This is a genomic window from Pseudomonas sp. W5-36 (genome assembly GCF_046540455.1).
Taxonomy (GTDB): domain Bacteria; phylum Pseudomonadota; class Gammaproteobacteria; order Pseudomonadales; family Pseudomonadaceae; genus Aquipseudomonas; species Aquipseudomonas graminis_B.
Genome location: NZ_JAXCIQ010000003.1, coordinates 361,255 through 376,929, shown reverse-complemented (window position 1 = coordinate 376,929; position 15,675 = coordinate 361,255). Strand labels below are relative to the sequence as shown.

Genomic DNA, 15,675 nt, shown 5'->3' with positions numbered 1-15,675 from the left:
AGTCCGGGGCGAATGCGCCAGCCACTGAAAGGAGGTCATGCCCATGCCCCGTTCCGTCCGCCTTGTGCTCTACGTGTTGCTGATCCTCGCCGGTGCCGCCATCGCGGCGACGCTGGCGATGCATCAGGCTCAGCGGCATGCGCTGGAAGGTGACGCTGAACAATCCAGGGATCGTCTGGCGCTCTACGCCAATACGCTGCAAACCCTGATCGAGCGCTACCGGGCACTGCCGGCCGTTCTGGCCCTTGATCCGCAACTGCGGGCGGCGCTGAGCGGACCGGTCAGCGCCGACACCACCCAAGCGCTCAATCTCAAACTGGAGCAGATCAACGGCGCTGCCCAGTCCTCCACCCTCGAACTGCTCGACCGCAACGGCCTTGCCGTCGGCGCGAGCAACTGGCGTCTGCCGAGCAGCTATGTGGGTCACAACTACGGCTTCCGCCCCTACTTCACGCAAACCCGCGCCAACGGCGTCGGGCGCTTTTATGCCGTCGGCGTGACCAGCGGCATCCCGGGTTACTTCCTGTCGAACGCGGTGCGTGACGAGGCCGGGCAGTTCATCGGGGCCATGGTGGTCAAGCTCGAGTTTCCGGACCTGGAACACACCTGGGCGCAAAACGATGACCTGCTGCTGGTCAGTGACGCCAAGGGCATCGTCTTCATTGCCAATCAGCCGGGCTGGCGCTATCGGGCCCTGCGACCGCTGAACGAGCAAGAGCGCGCCGAACTGGCGAGCACGCGTCAGTACGACAAGCAACCGTTGACGCCCTTGCATCAGGAGCCGCTGCTTGCGTTCGGCGAGAATAGCCACCTCAGCCGCGTTGACGCCCCCAACGAGCAGGCGGATTTCTTGTGGCAGTCGATGCCGCTGCCGACCGAGGGCTGGACGCTGCACCTGCTGCGTAAACCGCAGCCCGCCAGCGAAGACGCGCGCAATGCAGGTCTGGCGGCGGCAGGCATCTGGCTGACCCTGGTGTTCCTCGGGCTGTTTTTGTATCAACGCTGGCGCCTTGCCCGGGTGCGCCAGCGCAGTCGCGAAGAGCTTGAGCGTCTGGTGGAAGAGCGCACGCGCGACCTGCACACCGCGCAGGACGGTCTGGTGCAGTCGACCAAGCTGGCGGCGCTCGGCCAGATGTCCGCCGCCCTCGCCCACGAAATCAACCAGCCGCTGACGGCGCAGCGCATGCAGCTCGCGACCCTGCGTTTGTTGCTGGAGCATGGCCGTGTCGACGATGCGTACAAGGCGTTGAGCCTGCTGGATCAGCAGCTGACGCGCATGGCCGCGCTCACCGGCCACCTGAAAACCTTCGCCCGTAAAAGCCCCAGCGGCCTGCGCGAGCGCCTTGATCTGGCCACCGTGGTCGATCAGGCGCTGCTGTTGCTGGATGCGCGGATTCGCGAAGAGCGCGTCAGCTGCGTGCTCGACCTCACGCGTCCGGCCTGGGTGCGCGGTGACGCGATTCGGCTGGAACAGGTGCTGATCAATCTGATGCGCAACGCCTTGGACGCGATGGGCGATAAACCGCTCAGGCGTCTGGAAATCCGCATCGATGCACAAGGCGAGCACTGGTGCGTTTCCGTCATCGACAGTGGCGGCGGGATTGCCGAAGAACACGTGGCTAACGTATTCGATCCGTTTTTCACCACCAAACCGGTGGGCGATGGCCTGGGGCTGGGGCTCGCGGTTTCGTTCGCCATCGTGCATGAACTGGGCGGCCGGCTCAGCGCCGAAAACATTAATAACGGCGCGCGGTTTTTCTTCTGTTTGACCCAGGCCCCGGAGGCCGACGCCCCATGCTGAACTCGGTAATCGTGGTGGACGACGAAGCGCCCATCCGGGAAGCGGTGGAGCAATGGCTCTCGCTGTCCGGTTTCGAGGTCCGCCTGTTCAGCCGTGCCGAGGAATGCCTGGCGCAAGTGCCCGAGCACTTTCCCGGCGTGATCCTCAGCGATGTGCGCATGCCCGGCATGGATGGCTTGCAGTTGCTGGCCGAGTTGCAACGGCGGGACCGCGATTTGCCGGTGATCTTGCTGACTGGCCACGGTGACGTGCCAATGGCCGTGGACGCCATGCGCGACGGCGCCTATGACTTTCTCGAAAAGCCGTTCACCCCTGAAACCCTGCTCGGAAGCCTGCGGCGGGCACTGGAGAAACGCGCGCTGGTGCTGGAAAACCGCGCGCTGCATGAACGGGCGGATAACCGCTCGCGGCTCGATGCCACACTGCTGGGGATGTCGCCGACGATGCAGACATTGCGGAGGCAGGTCCTGGACCTCTCGCAACTGCCGGTCAATGTGCTGATTCGCGGCGAGACCGGCAGTGGCAAGGAAATGGTCGCGCGTTGCCTCCATGACTTCGGTCCGCGGGCAGACAAGCCGTTCGTTGCGGTCAACTGCGCGGCGATCCCTGAGCAGTTGTTCGAAGCCGAGCTGTTCGGCCACGAAAGCGGCGCGTTCACCGGCGCCCAGGGCAAGCGGATCGGAAAACTGGAGTACGCCCACGGCGGCACGGTCTTCCTCGACGAAATCGAAAGCATGCCGCTGGCGCAGCAGGTCAAGCTGCTGCGGGTGATCCAGGAGCGGCGGATCGAGCGACTGGGTTCGAACCAGAGCATCGACATTGATGTGCGCATCATTGCCGCGACCAAGCCCGATCTGCTGGACGAAGCCAGGGCCGGGCGTTTCCGCGAAGACCTGGCCTATCGGCTGAACATCGCGGAATTGCGCCTGCCGCCGTTGCGCGAGCGGCGAGAAGACATCCCGATGCTGTTCAGCCATTTCTCGCGGAATGCGGCGGAGCGCCTCGGCCGCGACGCGCCGGTCTTGAGCGGGGAACAACTGAGCCATCTGCTCAGCCACGACTGGCCAGGGAACGTGCGCGAACTGGCGAACGCGGCCGAGCGCCAGGTGCTGGGGCTGGACGGTCCCGCTGCGCAAGAGAACCCGATGGGGCAATCGCTGGTGGCGCAGCAGGAAGCGTTCGAAGCGCACTGCATTCGCTCGGCGTTGCGACGGCATAGGGGCGACATCAAAGCGGTCATGCACGAACTGCAACTGCCCCGCCGTACGCTGAATGAAAAAATGCAGCGACACGGGTTGGTGCGCGAGGACTTTCTGGCCGACGGTAATACACAGAGCTGATCTGACCGCATGTAATCTGTGTAGAACCGGCTTCAGCCGGGAAGAGGCCCGCGAGATCACCCACGATTCCGCGGCGCGACACACGACGCATTCCCGGCTAAAGCCAGTCCTACATGAGCATGCGGTGATCCCGTGGGACCGGCTTCAGCCGGGAAGAGACTTCGATCCTGTCAGATCGGGGAATGAGCGGATTTTCGCTCATGGGTTTCAGACATCAAGCGGATTTCCGCTTACCCTGACCGCGACAACCCCTCTACTCCGGGCCTTTCAGCCGTTGGCACAGCTCCTGCTATCACTGTCGTCAGGCCGCCTCGATGCGTTCCTTCTAACAACAATGACTTGCAGGAAATCCCATGGCCATCCCCAATTCTGCCTCCCACGGAACGGCTGCCACGCCAGCCGCCGAAAAAACCACCGGAAGTCGCCTGAAATCCATTTTCAGCGGTTCGGTCGGCAACATGGTCGAGTGGTACGACTGGTACGTCTACGCCGCCTTCTCCCTCTACTTCGCCAAAGTCTTCTTCCCCAAGGGCGACACCACCGCCCAATTGCTCAACACCGCCGCGATCTTTGCCGTGGGCTTCCTGATGCGCCCCATCGGCGGCTGGCTCATGGGCCTCTACGCAGACCGCAAAGGCCGCAAGGCCGCGCTGATGGCGTCGGTGCTGCTGATGTGTTTCGGTTCGCTGATCATCGCCCTCACCCCTGGCTATGAAACCATCGGCGTTGGCGCCCCGATCATGCTGGTGTTCGCCCGCCTGCTACAAGGCCTGTCGGTAGGTGGCGAGTACGGCACCTCGGCGACGTACCTCAGCGAGATGGCGACCAAAGAACGCCGGGGCTTTTTCTCCAGCTTCCAGTACGTGACGCTGATCTCCGGCCAGCTCATCGCGCTGGCGGTGCTGATTGTGCTGCAACAGACGCTGACCACTGAACAGCTGCACGCATGGGGCTGGCGCATCCCGTTCGCCATTGGTGCGTTGTGCGCGGTGGTGGCACTGTTCCTGCGTCGCGGGATGGAAGAAACCGAGTCGTTCAACCGCAAGAAGGACAAACCCAAAGAAAGCCTCATGCGCACCCTGATGCGCCATCCCAAGGAGCTGATGACCGTCGTCGGCCTGACCATGGGCGGCACGCTGGCGTTCTACACCTACACCACCTACATGCAGAAGTACCTGGTGAACACGGTGGGCATGAGCATCACCGATTCGACGACGATTTCCGCCGCTACGCTGTTCCTGTTCATGCTGTTGCAACCGGTGATCGGCGCGCTGTCTGACAAGATTGGCCGTCGCCCGATCCTGATCGCCTTCGGCGTGCTGGGCACCTTGTGTACCGTGCCGATCCTCACCACGCTGCATACCATCCAAAGCTGGTGGGGCGCATTCTTCCTGATCATGGCAGCGCTGATCATCGTCAGCGGCTATACGTCGATCAACGCCGTGGTGAAAGCCGAACTGTTCCCGACCGAAATCCGCGCCCTGGGCGTCGGCCTGCCGTACGCACTGACGGTGTCGATCTTCGGCGGCACAGCCGAATACATCGCGCTGTGGTTCAAGAGCATTGGCATGGAAACCGGCTACTACTGGTACGTCACCGCCTGCATCGCAGTGTCGCTGCTGGTGTATGTGTTCATGAAAGACACCCGCAAGCATTCGCGGATCGAGACTGACTGACCTGAAACGGCGCTGGCTAGCCGCTTCGACCAGCGCTTAAAGGCAGCAAAACGAGGGCAGCTCACGCACATGAGCTGCCCTTTTGCATTCGCAGAAGCCGCTAAGTGCATGAATAACGATCGCTTTTCGCAGTATCAATTTCAGCGATGATCGCTACTAATGCGATTGACTTTTTAATAATGTTGAGGCGAGTAAAGTTCACTCCATACCGAGTTACCCACTCATTAAATCGATCTGGAGCAACTACCATGAAAACTAACAAACTGATCTTCGGCCTCGCTTTCTCCCTTCTTGCCAGCAGCGCATTTGCACTTCCCGTTGTTGATGCCCAGCACGCAGTTAATACTGCGGTCGTTGCAGAAAGCGGCTCGTCCCACACTAATATTGGTCGTGTCGCTGCTGACGGTTCGGACCATGTAGGTGCCAACCGCCTCGCTTCTGACGGCGCTGACCGTGTAGGTAACAACCGCCAGGCCGCTGATGGTTCGGATCACGTTGGTGCCAACCGCCTCGCTGCTGACGGCGCTAATCGTGTCGGTGCCAATCGCCAGGCAGCTGACGGCTCGGACCATGTTGGTGCAAATCGCCTGAGCTGATTCGCCCTGTCGTTCTCCCAGCCCGGCTTTATGCCGGGCTTAATTTTTCCCGCACGTGGAAACCTGAAACCCTCGGTTTGACTGGTCTCCTGACAGATGTGGGTCAGCAGCGAATCGCGTATCCATCTCGTTTTCTTTAGCTGGCATGCCCGATCCCCTCCCCGCTGCGCACCGAGCTACCAAATAACAGCCACCCGAGTCAACAGGCAAATTCGCCTTCGCCGGTGAAAATTGCTCCATTCCAGCGCAAATGTCTCGCCGACGCTTTAAAACCGGGCGCTCCAGCCCACTATCATTTTTAGCGATGGTCGATAGCAACAGCGTTAACTTCAACTTAATCGGCACGCGCGTAACATTGGCTCCATTCCCAAGTTGAAAACATTATTGAACTTACTGGAGCAACACTCATGAAAACGTCGAATATTATTTTTGGTATTGGTTTGTCCATTCTGGCATCGAGCGCATTCGCTCTGCCTGTTTCCGAACAGCACTCTGCATTTAACGGCACTGTTGTCGCAGAAGGCGGTTCTTCCCACACCAATGCGTCGCACACCGGTTCGTATCGTCAGGCTTCCGATGGTTCCGATCACGTTGGTGCCAATCGCCTCGCCGCCGACGGCGCTGACCGCGTAGGTAACAACCGCCAGGCTGCCGATGGCGCTGACCATATCGGTGCAAACCGTCTGGCCGCTGACGGCGCCGATCGCGTCGGTGCCAATCGCGCCAGCTAAGCGTTATCCGCACCATGCCCACCGCTTCATGTTCCACCTCCTGAACTCCCTTTGTAGCCCGACACTTGTCGGGCTTTTTTTTTGCGCGGGGTTCTGAGGTCGCTGGAATCCTCATCCAATGCCTTGCACTATGTCGGCCTGCATTCCGTGAACGCACTCACCGTGGCCGGCACGCCCGCACACCCACACTCAGGAACACACGATGTCAGACGATATTCATTTCTACGAACCGTCCAAAGGTCATGGACTGCCCCACGATCCGTTCAACGCTATCGTGGGCCCACGTCCGATCGGCTGGATCTCGTCCCAGGACGCAGAGGGAAAGCTGAACCTGGCGCCCTACAGCTTCTTCAACGCCTTCAACTATGTACCGCCCATCATCGGGTTCTGCAGCATCGGTCGCAAAGACAGCCTGAACAACATCGAACAGACCGGCGAGTTCGTCTGGAACCTCGCCACGCGCAGCCTGGCCGAGCAGATGAACATGAGTTGCGCGGCAGTGCCGGCAGACGTGAGTGAGTTCGAGCTGGCGGGCCTTACCGCAGAACCGTCGCGCATCGTTGCCGTGCCGAGGGTCAAGGAGACGCCGGTTTCGTTCGAATGCAAAGTCACGCAGATCATCCAGCTGCAACGCGCCGACAAGGAAGTGGTGCCGAGCTGGCTGATTCTGGGGGAAGTGGTGGCGGTGCATATCGCCAAGCGGCTGCTGAAGGAAGGTGTGTATGACACCGCAGCCGGCGAGCCCATCCTGCGCGGCGGCGGCCCGGCTGACTATTTCCAGCTAAGCGCAGAGTCGCTGTTCAAGATGTACCGGCCGAACGTCTGATCAATCCTGGGCGAACACCAGTTCGCCCTCTTGGGTGACGTCGGCGAGCCGCTCCAGCTCTTTTACGGCGGCGTCGTCAGCGGCGAGCGCGGTGGGGAATTTCTGTTCGGCGAGGACGCGGTGAAAGGTCGGCGACCCGCCCATGACCCGAGCCTTGACGGCGATCGCGGCACTGTAGCCGTCGTCACCGGGGACCGCTGCCGAAACGGCCTCGTGATGCTGGAATTCTTTGCGTGCCATGGTCCGACGTCCTGCCTGGAAAAATGAAGGCAGGATTTTAAACGCAGGCGTTCGAACACCTGAAAGGTTTTCTTCGCAGGCCTTATCGGCTGCAACCAAGCAATAGCACCGAAACCTGTTAGCCCACCAGGCGAGCACCTATAGGGACATCAACCGTCTGTGCCTGAGCCGTCGATACCGTGGCGAAGGTTTGAAAGTCGAGGCTCGCCACCAGCAACTCGGTCACCAGTTCGGAAAACAGGTTGAGCTCAGGCGCGGCGAACCAGTCGTTCATTGCGGAGGGGTCGGCCCAGGAGCCGGTTATGACCCAGAGGTCGTCGTCGGTCATGGATTTCTGCAGCGCGAAGTGCAGGCAACCCGACGCGGCAGCGGACGGGTTGATCAGGCTGCTCAAGCGGGCGCCCAGCTGCGCACTGTGTCCGGGCCGGGCGCGGACGGAGACCCAATGGCTCACGACTGACGTATTTAGCATGCTCTGCGCTCCTTCTCTTTACGTGCTTGGCTTAAGCAGGCGTGCCGCGACTCGGGATCTGGCATCCGTGGAACAGGCGGCGGGGGGAAGTGAAGGTTAGGGGCAGACGCGCACCCTGCGGTAGCCAATTACTGCGCGGTTATTGCCTGATTCTGCGCTGGCAGGTTCATAGTGACGGCCGCTCTCGTCGCTGGGTCGCGTGATGCCTGTGGACTTTCGAGCAACGATCCCGGGCGAACAGGGCCCGTTCACGGCAACGCAACACATCGGCAACAGAATCAGGCAAGCATTCGGCAGGATTCGCCTAACGCTTGCGCTTGCCCAAAAATAAGCTGTGCTGCATCAACGCCCTGTCAGAGGAACTCCCCATGTCGTTATCCGCTCTTGCGCCGTCCGCTCCGGATGCTCGACCTGTTGCCGAGCTGAGCGCGCAGATGACGCAACAGCGCGCCGAGCTGGCAGAACTGATCCGCCGGCATGCCCCCGTCGACGGCAGTTTCCAGACGGTGATCAAACCGTTGTTCATGGTGCGCCACGATCGCCCGTCGCAATCGGTGCCGGGGCTGGTGCAGCCGGCGCTGTGCATCATGGCTCAGGGCCGCAAGGACGTGACGCTGGGCGGCGAGCTGTACACCTACGACCCGCTCAACTACCTGGTGCTGTCGGTGGCGCTGCCCATCAGCGGCAAGGTGATTTACGCGACCCCGGAAGAGCCGCACCTGGCCTTGCGCCTGGAAATCGATCCGGTGGAAATCAACGCGCTGATCGCCGAAGCAGGGCCGATGAGCGTACCGACGCGTCACAGCGGGCGCGGCATGTACGTCGAGCGGATCGACGCTCAGCTGCTCGACGCTGTCATCCGCCTGATCCGTCTGCTGGACACGCCAAAAGACATTCCCATGCTCGCCCCGCTGATCAATCGGGAGATCCTTTATCGACTCCTGCGTGGGAGCGAAGGGCATCGGCTGTATGAAATCGCCATCTCCAACTGCCAGACCCATCGCGTCACCCAGGCGATCAAGTGGCTCAACGACCATTTCCAGGAGCCGCTGCGCATTGAAGATCTGGCGAGAGAGGTGAACCTGAGCGTCTCGACGCTGCACCACCGTTTCAAGTCCGTCACCGCCATGAGCCCGCTGCAATACCAAAAGCAACTGCGTCTGCAGGAGGCCCGACGGTTGATGCTGGCGGACGGCCTGGAAGCGTCCGCCGCCGGTTACCGGGTCGGCTATGAAAGCGCCTCGCAGTTCAGCCGCGAATACAGCCGCCTGTTCGGCGCGCCACCGCTGCGGGACCTGGCGCGCCTGCGCAGCACGGTTTGAACGCGCCGCTCAGTCGAAGTAAGACGTCAGCCGATGCTGCTCATCCAGCGCTTCTGGTCGATCTCGATCAACGTCGGGCCGTCACGCTGGCTGGCTGAGTTGAGGGCCGCGGTCAGTTGCTCAACGCTGCCAACCGCCTCCGCGGCGCATCCCAGTGCTGTGGCGACGCCGATGAAATCGGGCGTGTAGATGTCGACACCGATGGGCTCGATGGCGCGGTTGACCATGTACTTCTTGATCTCTTCGTAACCCTGGTTATTCCACAGCAGCACCACGATGGGCGTTCGCGCTTCCACCGCACTCGCCAGTTCGGACAAGGTGAACTGCAGGCCGCCGTCGCCAATCAGGCACACGACAGGATTGGACTCTCCGGCGTCGCGACTGCCCAGCCACGCCCCCACGGCGGCGGGCAAGGCGTAGCCCAGGGTTCCGTAACCGGTGGAGGAATTGAACCAGCGGCGAGGCTTGTCGAGGTCCAGGGTCAGGTTGCCGGTGTAGACGGGCTGGGTGGAGTCGCCCACGATCACGGCTTCCGGCAATACTTTAAGCACCGTTTGCAAGAACAGCGTCTGCCCACGGGTGGCATCGTCCCAGTTCGCCTCAATACTCGTTTTCAGCGCGGCAACCCGCGCAGCGCCCCAGTCTTGGCTGCGTGGCGCCAGCAATTCGCCGGCCAGCGCGTCCACCAAGGCTTCAGCGGCGTGTTGAGCGTCGGAGACCAGCGCAACCGTTGGCGGAAAGTTGCGCACAGTCTGATCGGGGTCGATGTCGATGCGCAGCAACGCGCCCGGAATCTTGAAGTGGCCCTGAAAGGTAATGTCGTAATCGGTCTCGGCCAGTTCAGTACCGATGGCCAGCACCACGTCGGCGTTTTCAATGACCTCACGGGTGGCATCGAGAGACTGCGTCGAACCTATCAGCAGCGGGTGAGCGCCCGGCAGCATGCCCTTGGCGTTGATGGTCAGCGCAACCGGTGCGCCGAGCCGTTCGGCCAGACGCGTCAATGCCGGGGCAGCGTCAATGGCGCCGCCTCCCGCGAGAATCAACGGCCGTTGCGCGGTGGCGAGCAAACTCGCCATGTGCCGGATCGCAGCGGGTGCCGGCCCCGCGCGGGTCACTGATACCGCCTGGCTGTGCAGCAGGGCGTCGGCATTTTCCACCAGGACATCCAGCGGAATCTCGATATGCACCGGACGCGGCCGCGCTGCTTGAAACACCGCAAACGCCCGGGCCAGCACCGACGGCAACTCGGCCGCTGACATCAGCGTATGAGAAAACGCCGCGACGCCGGCGACCAGCGTACTCTGGGACGGCAGTTCATGCAGCTTGCCGCGACCGCCGCCCAACTGACTGCGCGACTGCACGCTGGAAATCACCAGCATCGGGATCGAGTCCCCATAGGCCTGGCCCATCGCGGTGGTGATATTGGTCATGCCGGGGCCGGTAATGATGAAGCACACGCCCGGCTTGCCTCGCGTGCGCGCATATCCATCGGCCATGAACCCTGCGCCCTGTTCATGGCGCGGGGTGATGTGGGTGATCGACGAACCGGCCAGCCCTCGGTACAGCTCAACCGTGTGCACCCCTGGAATCCCGAACACCCGCTCGACCCCGTAGCCTTCCAGCAACCTGACCAGCACTTCCCCGCACGTCGCCATGTGTCTGCCCCTTTCGTATGCCTGTCGCAACGCCGCCCGCAATGTGCCAGGCTCGATAGGCGACCATTGAAGCTGCGGGCCGTATCGACCACAACGCATAAAATGTCATGCTTAGCCATGTCCTCAGCTCATGGCTAACCCGCCGATGAAACGCCTTCCTCCCCTGCCCGCGCTGCATACGTTCCTGATCACGGCGAAGTGCTGCAATTTCACCCGGGCTGCGGAGGCGCTGCACCTCACCCAGGGCGCCGTCAGCCGGCAGATCGCCGGGCTGGAAGCTCACTTGGGCTATCGCCTGTTCAATCGTCAGGCCCGTGGCTTGAGCCTGACCGCCCAGGGCCGCGAGCTGCTGCCGCGCATTGAGCAAGTGTTCAGCCTGATCGAGGCGGCGGTGGATCAAGTCGATGCCAGACCGAGGGCGCTGCAAATCAAGGCACCGACCTGCATCAGCCGCTGGTTGTTACCGCGCCTGATGCAGTGGCAGAAAGAACGGCCTGATGTGCCGGTGCAACTGACCACGACGAGCGCGCACACGGTGGATTTTAGGCGTGAGGATTTCGATGCCGCCGTGGTGTTCGGCGCGAAACCGGTTGATTCCAGTCACGTGCAGCACCTGTTAGACGAACAACTGACGCCGGTGTGCTCGCCGTCCCTGGCGTCCAGCAATCCCCTCGCCCGCGCCGCCGATCTGGAACGGCACATGCTCCTGCACCCCACCCTCGACGAGCGTGACTGGACGCTGTGGCTGAAGGCCGCCGGAGCGGAGCTGAGCCATGTCGAGCACGGTCAGCACTTCGACACGATGGACCTGGCGATGACGGTCGCCTCACAAGGGACGGGGGTTGCCATTGGCGACTGGTCGCTGATCGGCGAAGACCTGAGCGCGGGGCGCCTGGTCATGCCGTTCGAACTAAAAGTCCGGACCGGCGCGGCGTATTACTTCGTGCACCCCAAAGGCGCCAGCGTTCCTTCCCCACTGCAGGATCTGCTGGACTGGCTGTCGCTGCAGGCGGCTGAGCGGCGCATCGGCTGAGCGGCGCAATGCTTGCTCTTCACCAACGGCCCGCCTGATAAAAACATTCAATCCCCATCGCCCGGTCCACTCGCCGATAGCGACCTACACTGACAGTGTCCGCTCTGAAACAGATGTCCTACCGGATCGAGGCAAATGTCATGAGAACCACAATAAAAAGACAGTGCGTTTATGTCGTCGCCGTTACTGCCGTGTTGAGCCTGTACGCCGCAGGTGCTTACCGAATCGAACAAATGCGGCAGACGCCCCGCGTGGCGGTGGTCTGCACGATGGGGCATTGCATGCCCACTGATGCGACGTTCAGCGCCCTTCGTTGACGGCAACTGCCGGTCGACGTAACGCGGGTCAACGTACTGCGAAAATCCCCACAGCCTGCTATCGATTAGCAAGCTAACGGACTAGACTTGGCGCAAATTCCTGCGGATGTTCAGCGGGTCAATCTGCCAGTCGAGTCCCTTCTGTGACGAGCCTTAATCAACCCCGTCCGGACATCCGCAGCATTCTGTTTGCGCTGATGATGGCCGTGTTTCTCAGCGCGCTGGATCAGACCATCGTCGCGGTTTCAATGCCGGCCATCTCCGCCCAATTCCAGGATTTCGACCTGCTCGCCTGGGTGATCTCGGCCTACATGGTCGCGCTCACCGTAGCCGTGCCGATTTACGGCAAGCTGGGGGATTTATATGGCCGGCGCCGCTTGATGCTGTTCGGGCTGGCGACCTTTACCCTCGCCTCGCTGTTCTGCGCCATGGCCCAGAGCATGGAGCAACTGGTGCTGGCGCGAGTGCTGCAAGGCATCGGCGCCGGCGGCATGGTGTCCGTGAGCCAGGCGATCATCGGCGACATCGTTCCGCCCCGGGAGCGCGGTCGCTATCAGGGTTACTTCAGCGGCATGTACGCCGCGGCGAGCGTCGCCGGGCCGGTGCTCGGCGGCTTCATGACCGAGTATCTGTCGTGGCGCTGGGTGTTCATTATCAATCTCCCGCTGGGGCTGGCGGCCTGGTGGGTGGCGCGCAAAACGCTGGTGGGCCTGCCGATCCCCCAACGCAAACCGGTGATCGACTACCTGGGCACGGTGCTCATGATCATCGGCCTGACGTCGTTGCTGCTGGGCATTACCGAAATCGGCCAGGGTCGCAGCTGGCGCGACGAGTCGGTGGTCCTGCAACTGTCGGTGGCGCTGCTCGCACTGCTGATTTTTGTGCTGTATGAGCGGCGCACCCGCGAGCCTCTGCTGCCCATGCACCTGTTCGCCAACCGCAGCGCGGTGCTCTGCTGGTGCACGATTTTCTTCACCAGCTTTCAGGCCATTTCGCTCATCGTGCTGCTGCCGTTGCGCTTTCAGACCGTCACCGGTGCGGGGGCCGACAGCGCGGCGTTGCACCTGATGCCACTGGCGATCGGCATGCCTATCGGCGCGTACTTTGGTGGCCGCCGCACTTCCCTGACGGGCCGCTACAAACCAATCATCCTCACCGGCGCGGCGTTGATGCCGCTGGCAATCCTCGGTATCGCCTTCACGCCGCCGCAGTCGGCCATTCTGACGAGCCTGTTCATGGTCCTCACCGGCATCGCCAGCGGCATGCAGTTTCCGACCTCGCTGGTGGGCACGCAGAACTCGGTGGAGGTCAAAGACATGGGCGTGGCAACCAGCACAACCAACCTGTTTCGTTCCCTGGGCGGCGCGGTCGGCGTGGCGACAATGTCGGCACTGCTGCTGGCGATGCTCGCCGGTTCAGGGATTGCCCAGGTCGGCGGCAGTTCGATCCCGGGCGAAGGTTCGGGCAATGTGCTGATGGACAGTCTGCACGCCGCCAGCGGTCCCGCGCTTGAATTGCTGCGCGGGCAGCTGTCGATGACCTTTCAGCACCTGTTGATCACCAGCGCAGCCGTGTCGCTGCTGGGTTTGTCTGCTGCACTGGCGATGCCCAACAACCTGCTGCGCGGGCGGGACGACAAGGACCGCTAAACGAACCTGTCAGGGCGATCAGCCGCTGTAATAACCCACCGCCACCAGGAATGCACCGACCTTGCGCACGTAGGCGTGCTTGTGTTCGATTTTGCTGGTGACCGGGTTGCGCCAGCGGTATTCGTATTCGCCTTCAGACTGTTTCTTGACGAGCTCGAGCATCGGAATGCCGACCGGCTTGCCCTCAGGGTCCTTGACCTTGCTGAAGTCGGTATTCACCAGCCGCAGGTTGGTGCCGTGTGCGACATAGCGTTTGGTGTCGACGTTCACCACGAAGACGTACAGATCATCTTGCAGAAATCCGCCCTTGAGGTCGTTGATGGCGCGAAGGGTGCCGTCCTTATCCTGTTCCAGCGCCTTGGACGCCTTGTCGAGCAACGCCCTCGCCTGCTCCGGCGAAGCGCGCGGCAGGTAGTAACCGACGGCCAGAACCCGATCGCCGATGCGCTGAAAATACACGCGCTTGCGCTCGACCTTACCGTCGCGCCAGTTCTGCCAGCGATACTCGGCCTGCTGAATGCCGGCGCTTTCCGGGGTTTGCAGCACCTGCTTGAGGTTTTTCCGCAGCTCAGGATCGAGCACCGACGATACGTCACGGCCGATCAGCGCCACCGATGGCCCACCACTTGCAAGCATGATCCCCTTGGTATCGGTGACGAAGACATAACGCTCGCCATCGACGAACTCGCCCTGACGGCTGAATTCGGCGAGCGCCTTGTCACCCTGGACGCGGTAACGGGCCACGGCTTTTTCCAGCAGCCCCTTGGCGGCTTCCGCTTCCTGGACTTCGTCGCCCGCTGCCCACCCGTGTCCGATGCTCAGGGCGGCAAGCGCACCAACCAGAAGTGTTCTGCATGCGTTTTTTGATACGACTGCCATCGCCTCGCCCCCACTCTTATTGGTTATGGGGGGAGCGTAGACGCCAGATTGCAATAGGGCAGCATTCGGCACTTCAATGGGCACCCTGCCTGAATGAGGGCTGAATCACCGTAATCGCTGGGTAAAGCGAGGGTAAACCGCCTGTTCAGCGAAGGTCAGGCGCGGTATAGATACAGGCCAACCGCCACACAGCGCCGTTTTCCCAGGGACCGGCCCGGTGCTGGCAGGTCAGCTGACTGAGAAAGCGGGAGACACCGGGTCGCGCAACGCCGGGCTGAAGCGGAGCATGTCGAGAATGCCATCGACCAATCGCTCCGCATCATCCTGCAGCGAGAAGCTTTCCGGCACCAGCAGCCACTGGCCGAGAATGCCGTGTATATAGGCGTGCAGGCAGATCGCCGCGCGTTGCGGATTGATGTCAGCGGGGAGCTGGCCTTGCCGGGAGGCGTTACTGAGTGCCAGTGCGATCCGCTCGTTGGCGTCAAGCCAGACAAACTGCCGTTGTTGCCGCATGTCACACATTTCGTCGGTAAATTCGAATTTATGAAACAGGATTTCATTGATGCGGCGGGTTTTAGGATCGCTGGCAACTTGTTGAAACAAATGAATGAGAAGCTTGCGCGTCCATCCCAGTGGATCAACCTCATCTTCGCTCTCACTCGCTCTTGCCATTTCCTCGAGGGGCTCGTGCAGGCTGTCGAGCATCGCCTGGACCAGATCGGCCTTGTTGCTGAAATGCCAATAGATCGCGCCACGGGTCACGCCAGCCAGGGCCGCAATGTCGGCGAGCGTCGTGCGGGAAACCCCTCGATCATAGAAAGCCTGCTCGGCAGCTTCCAGAATCTGCCTGCGGGTTTCCTGAGCCTCTTCTTTCGTGCGTCGGACCATGGCAGTAAAAACCTCTATGAAAATGCGTCAGGCGCTCTGGTCGAGTGGCCTGAACAGCATGTCGGGCGGCCTTTGTAATGCCTTGTCCCGGATCTACAATCGATGCCCTCGGTGCGCTGGAGTGTCACACTCTTGGGTGTTTACAAACAACCGTGAATGTAAGTATATTCATTAGCATCCTACTTATCCAGCAGGAACCCTTTCCCGCCCCTTTCCACTTTTCATGAGTTCAGGCTCCTGACCCGAG

14 protein-coding genes are annotated in these 15,675 nt (G+C 61.6%); 9 read left to right on the top strand and 5 right to left on the bottom strand.

What is annotated here, in order from left to right; genetic code table 11:
* Nucleotides 1–37: 37 nt before the first annotated feature.
* The 6 genes from SLW74_RS07625 (at nucleotide 38) to SLW74_RS07600 (ending at nucleotide 6,970) form a co-directional block, all read left to right on the top strand.
* Nucleotides 38–1,801 carry an ATP-binding protein gene (locus SLW74_RS07625; protein ID WP_065992315.1) on the top strand — a complete coding sequence of 588 codons (1,764 nt, stop codon included), beginning with the start codon at nucleotides 38–40 and terminating at the stop codon, nucleotides 1,799–1,801.
* On the top strand, nucleotides 1,795–3,141 hold the full coding sequence (locus tag SLW74_RS07620; protein WP_410928519.1) for a sigma-54-dependent transcriptional regulator: 1,347 nt from the start codon (nucleotides 1,795–1,797) through the stop codon (nucleotides 3,139–3,141). Before SLW74_RS07625 ends, SLW74_RS07620 begins: the two co-directional genes overlap by 7 nt.
* A gap of 353 nt (nucleotides 3,142–3,494) precedes the next feature.
* Complete coding sequence (locus SLW74_RS07615; protein ID WP_065992311.1) at nucleotides 3,495–4,817, top strand: MFS transporter; 1,323 nt, start codon at nucleotides 3,495–3,497, stop codon at nucleotides 4,815–4,817.
* Nucleotides 4,818–5,065: 248 nt separating this feature from the next.
* Nucleotides 5,066–5,413 (top strand): hypothetical protein, encoded by a 348-nt coding sequence (locus tag SLW74_RS07610; protein ID WP_410928518.1) that lies wholly within the window; start codon nucleotides 5,066–5,068, stop codon nucleotides 5,411–5,413.
* A gap of 407 nt (nucleotides 5,414–5,820) precedes the next feature.
* Nucleotides 5,821–6,144, top strand: a complete 324-nt coding sequence (locus tag SLW74_RS07605) for a hypothetical protein (RefSeq protein ID WP_410928517.1) — start codon at nucleotides 5,821–5,823, stop codon at nucleotides 6,142–6,144.
* 202 nt (nucleotides 6,145–6,346) lie between these two features.
* Nucleotides 6,347–6,970, top strand: a complete 624-nt coding sequence (locus SLW74_RS07600) for a flavin reductase family protein (protein ID WP_065992302.1) — start codon at nucleotides 6,347–6,349, stop codon at nucleotides 6,968–6,970.
* On the opposite strand, the gene SLW74_RS07595 is transcribed toward SLW74_RS07600, so the two are convergent.
* Complete coding sequence (locus tag SLW74_RS07595; protein WP_410928516.1) at nucleotides 6,971–7,210, bottom strand: hypothetical protein; 240 nt, start codon at nucleotides 7,208–7,210, stop codon at nucleotides 6,971–6,973.
* 118 nt (nucleotides 7,211–7,328) lie between these two features.
* The gene (locus SLW74_RS07590; protein ID WP_410928515.1) at nucleotides 7,329–7,682 is read right to left on the bottom strand and encodes an antibiotic biosynthesis monooxygenase family protein; all 354 of its coding nucleotides are present in this window, start codon (nucleotides 7,680–7,682) and stop codon (nucleotides 7,329–7,331) included.
* A gap of 368 nt (nucleotides 7,683–8,050) precedes the next feature.
* Here SLW74_RS07590 and SLW74_RS07585 point away from each other — a divergent pair, with 368 nt between their 5' ends.
* Nucleotides 8,051–9,004 carry an AraC family transcriptional regulator N-terminal domain-containing protein gene (locus SLW74_RS07585; RefSeq protein WP_410928514.1) on the top strand — a complete coding sequence of 318 codons (954 nt, stop codon included), beginning with the start codon at nucleotides 8,051–8,053 and terminating at the stop codon, nucleotides 9,002–9,004.
* Between the two features lie 26 nt (nucleotides 9,005–9,030).
* On the opposite strand, the gene SLW74_RS07580 is transcribed toward SLW74_RS07585, so the two are convergent.
* Nucleotides 9,031–10,662 (bottom strand): 5-guanidino-2-oxopentanoate decarboxylase, encoded by a 1,632-nt coding sequence (locus SLW74_RS07580; RefSeq protein ID WP_410928513.1) that lies wholly within the window; start codon nucleotides 10,660–10,662, stop codon nucleotides 9,031–9,033.
* A 145-nt stretch (nucleotides 10,663–10,807) separates the two neighbouring features.
* On the opposite strand from SLW74_RS07580, the gene SLW74_RS07575 reads away from it, so the two are divergent.
* Together SLW74_RS07575 and SLW74_RS07570 are read left to right on the top strand one after the other, a co-directional pair.
* Nucleotides 10,808–11,695 carry a LysR substrate-binding domain-containing protein gene (locus tag SLW74_RS07575; RefSeq protein ID WP_065992296.1) on the top strand — a complete coding sequence of 296 codons (888 nt, stop codon included), beginning with the start codon at nucleotides 10,808–10,810 and terminating at the stop codon, nucleotides 11,693–11,695.
* 460 nt (nucleotides 11,696–12,155) lie between these two features.
* Nucleotides 12,156–13,661: an MDR family MFS transporter gene (locus SLW74_RS07570; protein WP_410928512.1), complete on the top strand. Its 1,506-nt coding sequence runs from the start codon at nucleotides 12,156–12,158 to the stop codon at nucleotides 13,659–13,661.
* 18 nt (nucleotides 13,662–13,679) lie between these two features.
* Here the strand turns inward: SLW74_RS07570 and SLW74_RS07565 are convergent, their stop codons facing one another.
* Both SLW74_RS07565 and SLW74_RS07560 read right to left on the bottom strand, forming a co-directional pair.
* Complete coding sequence (locus SLW74_RS07565) at nucleotides 13,680–14,540, bottom strand: cache domain-containing protein (protein WP_192135283.1); 861 nt, start codon at nucleotides 14,538–14,540, stop codon at nucleotides 13,680–13,682.
* 228 nt (nucleotides 14,541–14,768) lie between these two features.
* Nucleotides 14,769–15,428 (bottom strand): TetR family transcriptional regulator, encoded by a 660-nt coding sequence (locus SLW74_RS07560; protein WP_192135285.1) that lies wholly within the window; start codon nucleotides 15,426–15,428, stop codon nucleotides 14,769–14,771.
* Nucleotides 15,429–15,675 lie beyond the last annotated feature (247 nt).